We start from the raw sequence: 13,202 nt of genomic DNA, 5'->3' as shown, positions 1-13,202 counted from the left end.
CCGTCCAATTGTTGACAGTCTCAGGAAAGAAACATGGCTACCAATGCAAAACCCGTCTACAAACGCATTCTGCTTAAGCTGAGCGGTGAAGCGCTCCAGGGATCCGAAGGCTTCGGTATTGACGCAAGCATCCTTGACCGTATGGCGCAGGAAATTAAAGAGCTGGTCGAACTGGGTGTTCAGGTTGGCGTGGTGATTGGTGGTGGCAACCTGTTCCGTGGGGCGGGTCTGGCGAAAGCGGGGATGAACCGCGTAGTGGGCGACCACATGGGTATGCTGGCAACCGTGATGAACGGCCTGGCAATGCGTGATGCGCTGCATCGTGCCTATGTGAACGCACGTCTGATGTCCGCGTTCCCGTTAAATGGCGTTTGCGACAACTACAGCTGGGCAGAGGCGATTAGCCTGCTGCGCAACAACCGCGTGGTAATTTTCAGCGCTGGTACGGGTAACCCGTTCTTTACGACCGATTCCGCTGCATGCCTGCGCGGCATTGAGATTGAAGCGGATGTGGTGCTGAAAGCCACGAAAGTGGACGGCGTGTTTACTGCCGATCCGGTACTCGATCCTACCGCCACGCTGTGCGAGCAACTGAGCTACAGCGAAGTACTGGAAAAGGAACTGAAAGTAATGGATCTGGCGGCCTTTACGCTGGCTCGCGACCATAAACTGCCGATTCGCGTGTTCAACATGAATAAACCTGGCGCGCTGCGTCGCGTCGTCATGGGCGAAAAAGAAGGCACATTGATTACGGAATAATTCCCGTAAGCAATAAATAAAGGTAAGATTCCGCTTTAATTTATTGAGCAGCTCATTCTGGCATCTTCAGGGTGCCATAAATTGAACCGGCTATACTTAGCACACCCGCCGTATGGCCTGCCTGCGACAAGATTTCAAGGATCCGTAACGTGATTAGCGATATCAGAAAAGATGCTGAAGTGCGCATGGATAAATGCGTCGAAGCGTTCAAAACTCAAATCAGCAAAGTACGCACTGGCCGCGCTTCCCCGAGCCTGCTGGATGGCATCGTTGTGGAATACTACGGTACGCCGACTCCGCTGCGCCAACTGGCTAGCGTTACCGTTGAAGACTCCCGTACGCTGAAAATCAACGTGTTTGACCGCTCAATGAGCCCGGCTGTTGAAAAAGCGATTCTGACCTCTGATCTTGGTTTAAACCCGAGCTCTGCGGGCAGCGACATTCGCGTTCCGCTGCCGGCACTGACGGAAGAGCGTCGTAAAGATCTGATCAAAGTCGTACGTGGCGAAGCTGAACAAGCGCGTGTGGCTGTACGTAACGTTCGTCGTGACGCGAACGATAAAGTGAAAGCGCTGCTGAAAGATAAAGAAATCAGTGAAGACGACGATCGTCGTTCTCAGGATGACGTACAGAAGCTGACCGATGCTGCAATCAAAAAAGTGGATGCGGCGCTGGCGGACAAAGAAGCGGAACTGATGCAGTTCTGATTCGAAACAAACCGACTAAAACGCCGTACAGAGAGCCGCGAAGGTGGCTTTGCTGGCGGCGTTTTGCTTTTTATCCTTGCAATGTTGCGAGCGTTTCATGAAGCATTTAACTCTTCTGGGCTCAACGGGTTCTATTGGTTGCAGCACGCTGGCCGTGGTTCGCCACAATCCCGATCGTTTCTCCGTTACTGCACTGGTTGCCGGTAAAAATGTTACCCGCATGGTTGAGCAGTGCCTTGAGTTTTCTCCCAAATTTGCGGTGATGGACGATGAAGAGAGTGCGCAACAGGTAAAGCGCGCTTTGCGGGAGCATGGTAGCCAAACAGAAGTGCTGAGCGGTCAACAGGCAGCCTGTGAAATGGCGGCGCTGAGCGGTGTCGATCAGGTGATGGCGGCCATTGTGGGTGCTGCGGGCCTGGTACCCACGCTTGCCGCTATTCGCGCCGGGAAAACGGTGCTGCTGGCGAATAAAGAGGCTCTGGTGACCTGCGGCCGTCTGTTTATGGATGCGGTGAAGGAAAGTGGGGCGCAGCTTTTGCCGGTAGACAGCGAGCATAACGCTATTTTTCAGAGTTTACCGGAAACAATTCAACATAACCTGGGGTACGCTGATCTGGAGCAGAATGGCGTTTCGTCAATTCTGCTTACAGGGTCTGGTGGCCCGTTCCGGGAGACACCGCTTTCCGATCTGGCCGCAATGACGCCGGATCAGGCGTGTCGGCACCCGAACTGGTCAATGGGGCGCAAGATCTCCGTTGACTCCGCCACTATGATGAATAAAGGTCTGGAATACATTGAAGCGCGCTGGTTGTTTAATGCCTCTGCCCGCCAGATGGAAGTGTTGATTCACCCGCAATCGGTGATCCACTCCATGGTTCGTTATCAGGATGGCAGTGTGTTGGCACAACTGGGTGAGCCGGATATGCGTACGCCCATCGCACATACGATGGCCTGGCCGGAACGAGTGCCGTCAGGTGTTAATGCCCTCGATTTTTGCAAACTCAGTTCGTTAAGTTTCGCGGAGCCTGATTTTGACCGCTATCCTTGCCTGAAGCTGGCCATTGATGCTTCCGACGAAGGCCAGGCGGCAACAACAGCGCTCAACGCGGCGAATGAGGTAACTGTTTCGGCATTCCTGGCATCTGCTATCCGTTTCACAGATATTGCCGCCCTAAATCTTTCTGTGCTTGAACAGATGGATTTGCGCGAACCGCAGAGCATTGATGACGTGCTGGCTGTAGATGCACAGGCACGAGACGTTGCGCAAAAACAAGTGATGCGCCTCGCAAGCCAGTGATATTACAGCGATGAGTGACGGTGCTATTTGTTAGCGTTGGGCTTCGGTGATATAGTCTGCGCCACAAAATTGCCAGTTTGTATTATGGCGTTTGGTGTAAGCCGTGGTTTACACGGCTTTTTTGCGTAAAGGCTTTTGTATTCCTGAGTACCGCTAAATCCTTTTCAGGGACTAAAACGCGTTATGTTGTCTGCTAACCAACCGATAAGCGAAAATTTGCCAACGCATGGCTGCCGTCATGTAGCGATAATTATGGATGGCAATGGTCGCTGGGCGAAAAGACAAGGGAAACTCCGGGCTTTTGGTCATCGGGCCGGAGCGAAGTCTGTACGTCGTGCGGTCTCTTTTGCCGCCAATAATGGTATCGACGCGCTGACGCTTTATGCTTTTAGTAGCGAGAACTGGAATCGCCCGGCGCAGGAAGTGAGCGCGCTGATGGAGTTGTTTGTGTGGGCGCTGGATAGCGAAGTAAAGAGCCTGCACCGTCATAATGTGCGTTTACGCATTATTGGCGATACCAGTCGTTTTAATACGCGTTTGCAGGAGAGAATCCGCAAAGCGGAAGCGTTAACTGCCCAGAACACCGGGCTGACGCTGAATATCGCAGCGAACTATGGTGGACGTTGGGATATTGTACAGGGAGTCCGGCAGCTTGCCGAGCAGGTGCAGGAAGGGCTTTTACGCCCGGATCAAATTGATGAAGAAACGCTCAATAAGCAAGTCTGCATGCATGAGCTGGCTCCTGTGGATTTAGTGATTAGGACTGGTGGGGAACATCGCATAAGTAATTTTTTACTTTGGCAAATTGCCTATGCCGAACTTTACTTTACTGATGTTCTTTGGCCCGATTTTGATGAACAAGACTTTGAAGGTGCGCTGCATGCCTTTGCCAATCGAGAGCGTCGTTTCGGCGGTACCGAGCCAGGTGGCGACAAAGCCTGATGGGGGTTGCTTTTGCTGAAGTATCGCCTGATTTCTGCTTTTGTGTTGATACCCATTGTTATTGCAGCACTTTTTTTGCTGCCGCCGGTGGGATTCGCGATCGTTACGCTCGCCGTTTGCATGCTCGCTGCGTGGGAGTGGGGGCAACTGAGCGGCTTTACTTCCCGGACTCAGCGGGTTTGGTTGGCAGTATTATGCGGGTTTTTGCTCGCTCTTATGCTGCTTACATTGCCGGAATATCATCATAATACCCACCACCCGTTGGTGACGATCTCGCTCTGGGCTTCTCTGGCCTGGTGGTTGGTTGCGTTGGTGCTGGTACTAAGTTACCCGTCATCCGCCGCAGCGTGGCGCCACTCTAAAATTTTGCGCCTGATTTTCGGTGTTTTGACGATTATCCCTTTTTTCTGGGGCATGCTGGCGCTGCGTGTGTGGCATTACGATGTAAACCACTACAGCGGCGCGCTGTGGTTGCTGTACGTTATGATCCTCGTTTGGGGAGCAGATTCAGGCGCTTATATGTTTGGCAAACTGTTTGGCAAACATAAACTTGCACCGAAAGTCTCGCCGGGGAAAACCTGGCAAGGTTTCCTGGGGGGGCTGCTAACTGCAGGTATTATCTCCTGGGGTTACGGCGCATGGGCGAATCTGGATGTGACCTCATCTACGCTCTTCATTTGTTCGGTGGTCGCAGCGTTAGCCTCAGTGTTGGGCGATCTCACGGAAAGTATGTTCAAGCGTGAAGCCGGAATTAAAGATAGTGGGCATCTTATTCCGGGTCATGGCGGTATACTGGATCGCATTGACAGCCTGACAGCGGCAGTTCCTGTATTTGCCTGCCTGTTATTGCTGGTTTTCAGGACGATTTGACGGAAGGTTTTATGCTGAGCATTCTCTGGAATCTGGCGGCGTTCGTTATTGCGCTTGGTGTATTGATCACCGTGCATGAATTTGGCCATTTCTGGGTTGCTCGCCGCTGTGGCGTGCGGGTTGAGCGCTTTTCCATCGGTTTTGGTAAAGCGCTCTGGCGCCGCACCGACAAACACGGTACCGAATTTGTCATCGCCCTGATCCCCTTGGGCGGTTATGTCAAAATGCTGGATGAGCGCGTTGAGGCGGTTACGCCGGAAATGCGCCACTACGCTTTCAATAATAAAACGGTTGGTCAGCGCGCCGCCGTTATCGCCGCTGGTCCCATCGCTAACTTTATCTTCGCCATCTTTGCCTACTGGCTGGTATTTATCATCGGTGTCCCTGGCGTTCGTCCGGTTGTTGGTGAAATAACACCCAACTCTATCGCTGCAAACGCGCAAATTGCACCCGGCACGGAACTTAAAGCGATTGATGGCATCGAAACGCCTGATTGGGATGCTGTGCGCTTACAGTTGGTGTCTAAAATCGGCGATAGCCAGACGACCGTCAGCGTAGCGCCATTCGGCAGTAACACTCGTCAGGAAAAGGTGCTGGATTTACGTCACTGGGCTTTTGCGCCTGATAAAGACGATCCGGTTATGTCGCTGGGGATTCGTCCCCGTGCGGCGCAGCTTGAACCGGTGCTTGCGGAGGTGCAACCCGGTTCCGCTGCTAGCAAAGCGGGTTTGCAAGCTGGCGACAGGATCGTTAAAGTCGATGGTCAGCAATTAACGCAGTGGATGACGTTCGTTACGCTGGTACGGGATAACCCAGGTACGTCGTTAGCACTGGAAGTGGAAAGACAAGGGGCACCCTTGTCTTTGACGTTGATACCGGACACAAAGCCCGGTAACAAGGCAGAAGGGTTTGCAGGCGTGGTACCTAAAATTATCCCACTGCCAGATGAATACAAGACAATACGCCAGTACGGGCCATTTAGTGCCATCGTTGAAGCCACGGATAAAACCTGGCAGTTGATGAAGCTAACGGTCAGTATGTTGGGGAAATTGATCACCGGTGATGTAAAACTGAACAACCTCAGTGGGCCGATTTCTATCGCTCAGGGGGCTGGGATGTCAGCGGAGTTCGGGTTGATTTACTACCTGATGTTCCTTGCTTTGATAAGCGTGAACTTAGGCATCATCAACCTGTTCCCTCTACCCGTTCTTGACGGCGGGCATCTGCTGTTTTTGGCGATTGAGAAGCTGAAGGGCGGACCGGTATCCGAGCGAGTTCAAGACTTTAGTTATCGCATTGGCTCTATCTTGCTGGTGCTGTTAATGGGGCTTGCACTTTTCAATGATTTCTCTCGCTTGTAAGAGAGTTTGTTAGGAAGAACGCATAATAACGATGGCGATGAAAAAGTTGCTCATAGCGTCGCTGCTGTTTAGCAGCGCCACCGTATACGGTGCTGATGGATTCGTAGTGAAGGATATTCATTTCGAAGGCCTACAGCGTGTCGCCGTTGGTGCGGCCCTCCTCAGTATGCCAGTTCGTCCTGGCGATACGGTGAATGATGAAGATATCAGTAACACCATTCGCGCGTTGTTTGCCACCGGCAACTTCGAGGATGTTCGTGTCCTGCGTGATGGTGATACGCTCCTCGTTCAGGTGAAAGAACGCCCGACAATCGCCAGCATTACCTTTTCCGGCAACAAGTCGGTGAAAGATGACATGCTGAAACAGAACCTTGAAGCTTCTGGCGTCCGTGTGGGTGAATCACTGGATCGCACCACCCTCTCCGATATCGAAAAAGGACTGGAGGATTTCTACTACAGCGTGGGTAAATACAGCGCCAGCGTCAAAGCTGTCGTCACCCCATTGCCGCGTAACCGCGTTGACCTGAAGCTGGTTTTCCAGGAAGGCGTTTCCGCACAAATTCAACAGATTAATATTGTCGGCAACCATGCCTTCACGACGGAACAGCTGATCTCCACTTTCCAGCTGCGTGATGAAGTGCCGTGGTGGAACGTTGTCGGCGATCGTAAATACCAGAAACAAAAACTGGCGGGCGATCTGGAAACCCTGCGTAGCTATTATCTGGATCGCGGTTACGCACGTTTCAATATTGATTCGACTCAGGTTAGCCTGACGCCGGACAAAAAAGGCATCTACATTACTGTTAACGTGACTGAGGGCGATCAGTACAAACTCTCAGGTGTGCAGGTTAGCGGTAATCTCGCAGGACACTCTGCGGAAATTGAAAGCCTGACGAAAATCGAGCCGGGTGAGCTGTATAACGGCGCCAAAGTGACCAAAATGGAAGATGACATTAAAAAGCTTCTTGGTCGCTATGGTTACGCCTACCCGCGTGTTCAATCGCAGCCAGAAATCAACGATGCGGACAAAACGGTTAAGCTGCATATCAACGTTGATGCTGGCAACCGCTTCTACGTGCGTAAGATCCGCTTTGAAGGTAACGACACCTCTAAAGATTCCGTTCTGCGCCGTGAAATGCGTCAGATGGAAGGGGCGTGGCTGGGCAGCGATCTGGTCGATCAAGGTAAAGAGCGTCTGAACCGCCTGGGCTATTTTGAAACCGTAGATACGGAAACTCAGCGTATCCCGGGCAGTCCGGACCAGGTTGATGTTGTCTATAAGGTGAAAGAGCGTAACACCGGTAGCTTTAACTTCGGCGTTGGCTACGGCACCGAGAGCGGCGTTAGCTTCCAGGTTGGCGTGCAGCAGGATAACTGGTTAGGTACCGGTTACTCTGTTGGTATCAGCGGAACCAAAAACGACTACCAGACTTACTCTGAGTTCTCCGTCACCAATCCGTACTTTACGGTGGATGGTGTGAGCCTCGGCGGTCGTATTTTCTATAACGACTTTAAAGCGGATGATGCGGATCTGTCGTCCTATACCAACAAGAGCTACGGTCTTGATGGTACGCTCGGTTTCCCGATTAACGAATACAACACGTTACGCGCTGGTTTAGGCTATGTTCATAACAGCCTGTCGAAGATGGAACCGCAGGTGGCAATGTGGCGTTACCTGGATTCCGTGGGGCAGAATGCCAGCACGCAGAACGACAGTAATGGCTACTCGGCGGACGATTTCACCTTTAACTACGGCTGGACTTACAACAACCTTGACCGCGGTTATTTCCCGACGAAAGGTTCACGCGTCAACCTGAACGGTAAAGTGACGGTCCCTGGCTCAGATAATGAGTTCTACAAAGTCACTGTCGACACCGCTTCCTACTTCCCGATTGACGATGATCACAAATGGGTGGTCTTAGGTCGTACACGTTGGGGATACGGTGACGGTTTAGGTGGCAAAGAGCTGCCGTTCTATGAGAACTTCTACGCAGGGGGTTCCAGCACCGTACGTGGCTTCCAGTCCAACAATATTGGTCCGAAAGCGGTTTACTACGGCGGGAACAACCAGAGTAACTGTAAGAACACTGTTGCAGACTCACTCTGTAAGTCTAATGATGCGGTGGGCGGTAATGCGATGGGCGTTGTCAGTGCCGAGCTGATTACACCGACGCCGTTTATCAGTGATAAATACGCCAACTCTGTGCGTACCTCGTTCTTCTGGGATGCGGGTAGCGTGTGGGATACAAACTGGCAAAATACCGCACAGATGAAAGCGCTGGGCATTCCGGATTATAGCGATCCGAGTAATATCCGCATGTCTGCCGGTATCGCATTACAATGGATGTCCCCATTGGGGCCGTTGGTTTTCTCCTACGCCCAGCCGTTTAAAAAGTACGATGGAGACAAAGCGGAACAGTTCCAGTTTAACATTGGTAAAACCTGGTAACGCCGTACTGCAATGGAATGCACACAGCAGTGTAGTGATGGCTGAGGCTTTCAATCGAAAGCCCGGCCACGCAAAGAACTGTACCTCCGGGTACAAACGGGATGGTAAGGAGTTAATTGTGAAAAAGTTGTTATTAGCTGCAGGTTTCGGTTTGGCAATGGCTGCGTCAGCTCAGGCCGCTGACAAAATTGCGATTGTTGATATGGGTAGCCTGCTGCAGCAGGTTGCGCAGACTTCCGGCGTTTCTCAGACCATGAAAAACGAATTCGGCGGTCGCGCGAGCGAACTGCAAAGCATGGAATCCGACCTGCAAGCAAAAGCACAGCGTTTGCAGCGTGACGGTTCCACGATGAAGGCAAGCGATCGTAGCAAGCTGGAAAAAGACATTGCTACTGGTCGTCAGGCATTCGCTCAAAAAGCGCAGGCTTTCGAGCAGGATCAGGCTCGTCGTTCTAATGAAGAACGCGGCAAGCTGGTGACTCGTATCCAGACCGCAGTGAAAAAAGTGGCTTCTGATCAGGGTGTTGATCTGGTTGTTCCTTCCAACGCCGTTATTTACAACAGCAACGATGTAAAAGACATCACCGCTGATGTACTGAAACAGGTTAAATAAGTAATGCCTTCAATTCGACTGGCTGATTTAGCTCAGCAGTTGGATGCAGAATTACACGGTGATGGCGATATCGTCATCACCGGCGTTGCGTCCATGCAATCTGCCGTAGCGGGCCATATCACTTTCATGGTCAACCCTAAGTACCGTGAACACCTGACCGCATGTCAGGCCTCTGCCGTTGTAATGACGCAGGACGACCTTCCCTTTGCCAATAGCGCTGCGTTGGTCGTAAAAAATCCGTACCTGACCTATGCACGTATGGCGCAAATTCTTGATACCACGCCGCAGCCTGCGCAGAACATCGCGCCTGGAGCAGTTATTGATCCAACGGCTCAGCTGGGTAGCAACGTGGCAATTGGCGCAAACGCCGTGATCGAATCTGGCGTTAGCCTGGGCGATAACGTCGTCATTGGTCCGGGTTGCTTCGTTGGGAAAAATACAAAAATTGGCGCGGGTTCGCGTCTGTGGGCCAATGTCTCCATTTACCATGAGATTGAGATCGGTGAAAATTGCCTGATCCAATCCGGCACGGTGATAGGTTCCGATGGCTTTGGCTATGCCAACGACCGTGGCAACTGGGTTAAAATCCCACAGCTTGGTCGCGTCATCATCGGTAATAACGTTGAGATCGGCGCATGTACGACCATTGATCGTGGTGCGCTGGATGATACCTGCATTGGTAACGGTGTCATCATTGATAACCAGTGTCAGATTGCACATAACGTTGTGATTGGCGACAATACTGCGGTTGCCGGTGGCGTCATCATGGCGGGTAGTTTGAAAATTGGTCGCTATTGCATGATTGGCGGCGCCAGCGTAATCAACGGGCACATGGAAATTTGCGACAAGGTTACCGTAACGGGGATGGGGATGGTCATGCGTCCTATCACTGAGCCGGGTATTTACTCCTCAGGTATTCCGTTGCAACCGAACAAAGTGTGGCGAAAAACCGCAGCCCTGGTGATGAATATCGATGATATGAGCAAGCGCCTGAAAGCTATCGAGCGCAAGGTTAATCAACAAGACGAATAATTCATCCGCATAACGCTTGTACACAGAAGAATTCGGGGGACAGAAAAGCCTCTGCACCTCGAAGAATAAAGTGTATATACTTCCCGGCCTGTTGGCATTCTTATGATTGCCGCGGGCCGTGTTATTATTGCCTTTTAGTATATTTGGACAGGAAGAGTATTTTGACTACTGACACTCATACTCTGCACATTGAAGAGATCCTGGAGCTTCTGCCGCACCGCTACCCGTTCTTACTGGTTGATCGTGTGCTGGATTTTGAAGAAGGTCGTTTTCTGCGCGCAGTCAAAAATGTTTCGGTAAACGAGCCATTTTTCCAGGGACACTTCCCTGGCAAACCGATTTTCCCGGGCGTGCTGATTCTTGAAGCAATGGCGCAGGCAACCGGTATTCTGGCGTTTAAAAGCGTTGGCAAACTGGAGCCGGGTGAGCTGTATTACTTCGCCGGTATCGACGAAGCGCGCTTTAAGCGTCCTGTTGTGCCAGGCGATCAGATGATCATGGAAGTCACTTTCGAAAAAACCCGCCGTGGCCTGACCCGTTTTAAAGGGGTTGCGCTGGTAGACGGTAAAATTGTTTGTGAAGCTACTATGATGTGTGCACGTAGCCGGGAGGCCTGATACGTGATTGATAAAACCGCCTTTATTCATCCTACTGCCATTGTTGAAGACGGTGCCGTTATCGGTGCTAACGCTCATATTGGCCCATTTTGTATTGTGGGACCTCACGTTGAAATTGGTGAGGGTACCGTACTGAAATCTCACGTCGTCGTGAATGGTCATACGACTATTGGTCGTGACAACGAGATTTATCAGTTCGCCTCCATCGGCGAGGTTAACCAGGATTTAAAATATGCTGGTGAACCGACTCGTGTGGAAATTGGCGATCGCAACCGCATCCGCGAAAGCGTCACCATCCACCGTGGCACAGTACAGGGTGGTGGGTTGACGAAGGTGGGCAGCGATAACCTGCTGATGATTAACGCACACGTTGCGCATGATTGCACCGTTGGAAATCGCTGTATCCTCGCAAATAACGCAACGCTGGCGGGGCATGTTTCCGTCGACGACTTTGCAATCATCGGCGGCATGACCGCAGTGCATCAGTTCTGCATTATCGGTGCACACGTGATGGTTGGCGGCTGTTCTGGTGTTGCCCAGGATGTACCGCCTTACGTGATCGCTCAGGGCAACCATGCCACGCCGTTTGGTGTGAACATTGAAGGCCTGAAACGTCGCGGCTTTAGCAGAGAAGCGTTAGTGGCTATCCGTAATGCGTACAAATTGCTGTACCGCAGCGGTAAAACGCTGGAAGAGGCGAAACCGGAAATTGCTGAGCTTGCTGCTAAGCACCCGGAAGTTGACGCATTCATGCAGTTCTTTGAGCGCTCAACACGTGGTTTGATTCGTTAATGAACGACGCGCGTCCTCTTACGATAGCCCTCGTCGCCGGAGAAACCTCCGGCGATATTCTTGGGGCCGGTCTTATCCGTGCGCTGCGAGCTCGCCTGCCGAACGCGCGTTTTGTTGGCGTCGCAGGGCCGCGTATGCAGGCCGAAGGCTGCGAAGCGTGGTATGAAATGGAAGAGCTGGCGGTAATGGGCATCGTTGAGGTGCTGGGTCGCTTGCGCCGTTTGCTACATATCCGTGCCGATTTAACCCGTCGATTCAGCGAACTGAAACCGGATGTGTTTGTCGGTATCGACGCGCCGGATTTCAATATTACCCTCGAAGGCAATCTGAAAAAGCAGGGTATTAAAACCATTCATTATGTCAGTCCGTCCGTCTGGGCGTGGCGACAAAAACGCGTTTTCAAAATCGGCAGAGCCACCAATCTGGTGCTCGCGTTTCTGCCTTTCGAAAAAGCGTTTTACGATAAATTTAACGTGCCGTGCCGTTTCATCGGCCATACCATGGCGGATGCCATGCCGCTGGATCCCGATAAGAACGCGGCGCGGGCGCATTTGGGGATTGCTGATAACGTGCACTGTCTGGCTTTGCTGCCGGGCAGTCGCGGTGCGGAAGTTGAAATGCTGAGTGCCGACTTCCTGCGGACCGCGCAGTTGTTGCGTGAGCGCTACCCCGATCTTGAAGTGGTTGTGCCGCTGGTTAATGCGAAACGGCGTGAGCAGTTTGAACGCATCAAAGCGGAAATCGCACCGGAACTGCCAGTGCATATGCTTGATGGTCAGGCGCGGGAAGCAATGATCGCCGCAGATGCCGCGCTGCTGGCTTCAGGAACCGCTGCGCTGGAGTGCATGCTGGCGAAATGCCCAATGGTAGTTGGCTATCGCATGAAACCATTCACTTTCTGGCTGGCAAAACGGCTGGTAAAAACGCCCTATGTTTCGCTGCCAAACTTGCTTGCCGGGCGTGAACTGGTTAAAGAGTTGCTCCAGGATGAATGTCATCCGCAGGCGCTCGCTGCCGCGCTGGAACCCTTACTGGCCAACGGTAAAACCAGCCACGAGATGCACGACATTTTCCGCGAACTGCATTTGCAGATTCGCTGCAATGCCGATGAACAGGCGGCTGACGCCGTACTGGAGTTAGCACAATGATAGAGTTTGTTTATCCACATACGCATTTGGTCGCGGGTGTGGATGAGGTCGGTCGCGGCCCGTTGGTGGGGGCGGTGGTGACAGCGGCGGTGATCCTCGATCCCGAACGTCCTATTGTCGGTCTGAACGATTCTAAAAAATTATCCGAAAAACGCCGTTTGTCGCTCAGCCATGAGATCAAAGAGAAAGCGCTGGCCTGGTGCCTTGGCCGCGCGGAGCCGCATGAAATCGACGCGTTGAACATTTTGCATGCCACCATGCTGGCAATGCAGCGCGCCGTTGCCGGGCTGGCAATCGCGCCCGAGTTTGTGCTGATCGATGGTAACCGTTGTCCGGCTTTACCGATGCCTTCGCTGGCGGTGGTAAAAGGCGATAGCCGGGTCGCAGAAATTAGCGCCGCGTCTATTCTCGCCAAAGTGGCCCGCGATGCGGAGATGGCAGAACTTGATATCATTTTTCCGCAATATGGCTTTGCGCAGCATAAAGGCTATCCTACGGCTTTCCATCTGGAGAGGCTGGCGGAGCACGGCGCAACCGAACATCACCGACGCAGCTTTGCGCCGGTCAAACGCGCGTTGGGTCTTGCGTCCTGATTCTTGTGAACGTGAAATAAAC

13 protein-coding genes are annotated in these 13,202 nt (G+C 52.3%); all 13 read left to right on the top strand.

Translation table 11 applies throughout. The annotated features are described in order from the left end of the window. The first annotated feature begins 33 nt into the window (after window positions 1–33). The 13 genes from pyrH (at window position 34) to rnhB (ending at window position 13,180) form a co-directional block, all read left to right on the top strand. The gene (gene pyrH / locus E0L21_RS06885) at window positions 34–759 is read left to right on the top strand and encodes a UMP kinase (protein ID WP_131407959.1); all 726 of its coding nucleotides are present in this window, start codon (window positions 34–36) and stop codon (window positions 757–759) included. A 149-nt stretch (window positions 760–908) separates the two neighbouring features. Beyond that, window positions 909–1,466: a ribosome recycling factor gene (frr, locus tag E0L21_RS06880; RefSeq protein WP_017457998.1), complete on the top strand. Its 558-nt coding sequence runs from the start codon at window positions 909–911 to the stop codon at window positions 1,464–1,466. A gap of 97 nt (window positions 1,467–1,563) precedes the next feature. After that, window positions 1,564–2,763 carry a 1-deoxy-D-xylulose-5-phosphate reductoisomerase gene (ispC, locus tag E0L21_RS06875; protein WP_131407958.1) on the top strand — a complete coding sequence of 400 codons (1,200 nt, stop codon included), beginning with the start codon at window positions 1,564–1,566 and terminating at the stop codon, window positions 2,761–2,763. Between the two features lie 183 nt (window positions 2,764–2,946). Next, window positions 2,947–3,705, top strand: coding sequence for a (2E,6E)-farnesyl-diphosphate-specific ditrans,polycis-undecaprenyl-diphosphate synthase (gene ispU / locus E0L21_RS06870; RefSeq protein ID WP_131407956.1), 759 nt, complete (start codon window positions 2,947–2,949; stop codon window positions 3,703–3,705). Between the two features lie 12 nt (window positions 3,706–3,717). Next, a complete protein-coding gene (cdsA, locus tag E0L21_RS06865) occupies window positions 3,718–4,575 on the top strand; it encodes a phosphatidate cytidylyltransferase (RefSeq protein WP_131407954.1) in 858 nt (285 codons plus the stop codon). A gap of 11 nt (window positions 4,576–4,586) precedes the next feature. After that, complete coding sequence (gene rseP, locus E0L21_RS06860; protein WP_131407952.1) at window positions 4,587–5,936, top strand: sigma E protease regulator RseP; 1,350 nt, start codon at window positions 4,587–4,589, stop codon at window positions 5,934–5,936. 31 nt (window positions 5,937–5,967) lie between these two features. Beyond that, on the top strand, window positions 5,968–8,385 hold the full coding sequence (bamA, locus tag E0L21_RS06855) for an outer membrane protein assembly factor BamA (RefSeq protein ID WP_131407950.1): 2,418 nt from the start codon (window positions 5,968–5,970) through the stop codon (window positions 8,383–8,385). Between the two features lie 118 nt (window positions 8,386–8,503). Continuing rightward, window positions 8,504–8,998, top strand: a complete 495-nt coding sequence (gene skp / locus E0L21_RS06850) for a molecular chaperone Skp (protein ID WP_131407948.1) — start codon at window positions 8,504–8,506, stop codon at window positions 8,996–8,998. A 3-nt stretch (window positions 8,999–9,001) separates the two neighbouring features. Then, on the top strand, window positions 9,002–10,030 hold the full coding sequence (gene lpxD / locus E0L21_RS06845) for a UDP-3-O-(3-hydroxymyristoyl)glucosamine N-acyltransferase (protein WP_020456612.1): 1,029 nt from the start codon (window positions 9,002–9,004) through the stop codon (window positions 10,028–10,030). 161 nt (window positions 10,031–10,191) lie between these two features. Next, window positions 10,192–10,647 carry a 3-hydroxyacyl-ACP dehydratase FabZ gene (fabZ, locus tag E0L21_RS06840; RefSeq protein ID WP_017458006.1) on the top strand — a complete coding sequence of 152 codons (456 nt, stop codon included), beginning with the start codon at window positions 10,192–10,194 and terminating at the stop codon, window positions 10,645–10,647. Between the two features lie 3 nt (window positions 10,648–10,650). Continuing rightward, complete coding sequence (gene lpxA, locus E0L21_RS06835) at window positions 10,651–11,439, top strand: acyl-ACP--UDP-N-acetylglucosamine O-acyltransferase (protein ID WP_065369271.1); 789 nt, start codon at window positions 10,651–10,653, stop codon at window positions 11,437–11,439. Then, complete coding sequence (lpxB, locus tag E0L21_RS06830) at window positions 11,439–12,587, top strand: lipid-A-disaccharide synthase (RefSeq protein ID WP_131407946.1); 1,149 nt, start codon at window positions 11,439–11,441, stop codon at window positions 12,585–12,587. Before lpxA ends, lpxB begins: the two co-directional genes overlap by 1 nt. After that, window positions 12,584–13,180 (top strand): ribonuclease HII, encoded by a 597-nt coding sequence (rnhB, locus tag E0L21_RS06825; protein ID WP_131407944.1) that lies wholly within the window; start codon window positions 12,584–12,586, stop codon window positions 13,178–13,180. The genes lpxB and rnhB overlap by 4 nt, the downstream gene beginning before the upstream one ends. Window positions 13,181–13,202: the final 22 nt, after the last annotated feature.

This window comes from Kosakonia quasisacchari, from assembly GCF_004331415.1.
Taxonomy (GTDB): domain Bacteria; phylum Pseudomonadota; class Gammaproteobacteria; order Enterobacterales; family Enterobacteriaceae; genus Kosakonia; species Kosakonia quasisacchari.
The sequence above is the reverse complement of the archived record's forward strand: the minus strand, read 5'-3'. Positions and strand labels throughout refer to the sequence as shown.

Bases quoted from the DNA above. Each gene is read 5' to 3' on its own strand.
- pyrH (WP_131407959.1), top strand. From the start codon at position 34: ATGGCTACCAATGCAAAACCCGTCTACAAACGCATTCTGCTTAAGCTG.
- rnhB (WP_131407944.1), top strand. From the start codon at position 12,584: ATGATAGAGTTTGTTTATCCACATACGCATTTGGTCGCGGGTGTGGAT.
- rseP (WP_131407952.1), top strand. From the start codon at position 4,587: ATGCTGAGCATTCTCTGGAATCTGGCGGCGTTCGTTATTGCGCTTGGT.
- lpxB (WP_131407946.1), top strand. From the start codon at position 11,439: ATGAACGACGCGCGTCCTCTTACGATAGCCCTCGTCGCCGGAGAAACC.
- lpxD (WP_020456612.1), top strand. From the start codon at position 9,002: ATGCCTTCAATTCGACTGGCTGATTTAGCTCAGCAGTTGGATGCAGAA.
- bamA (WP_131407950.1), top strand. From the start codon at position 5,968: ATGGCGATGAAAAAGTTGCTCATAGCGTCGCTGCTGTTTAGCAGCGCC.
- ispC (WP_131407958.1), top strand. From the start codon at position 1,564: ATGAAGCATTTAACTCTTCTGGGCTCAACGGGTTCTATTGGTTGCAGC.
- ispU (WP_131407956.1), top strand. From the start codon at position 2,947: ATGTTGTCTGCTAACCAACCGATAAGCGAAAATTTGCCAACGCATGGC.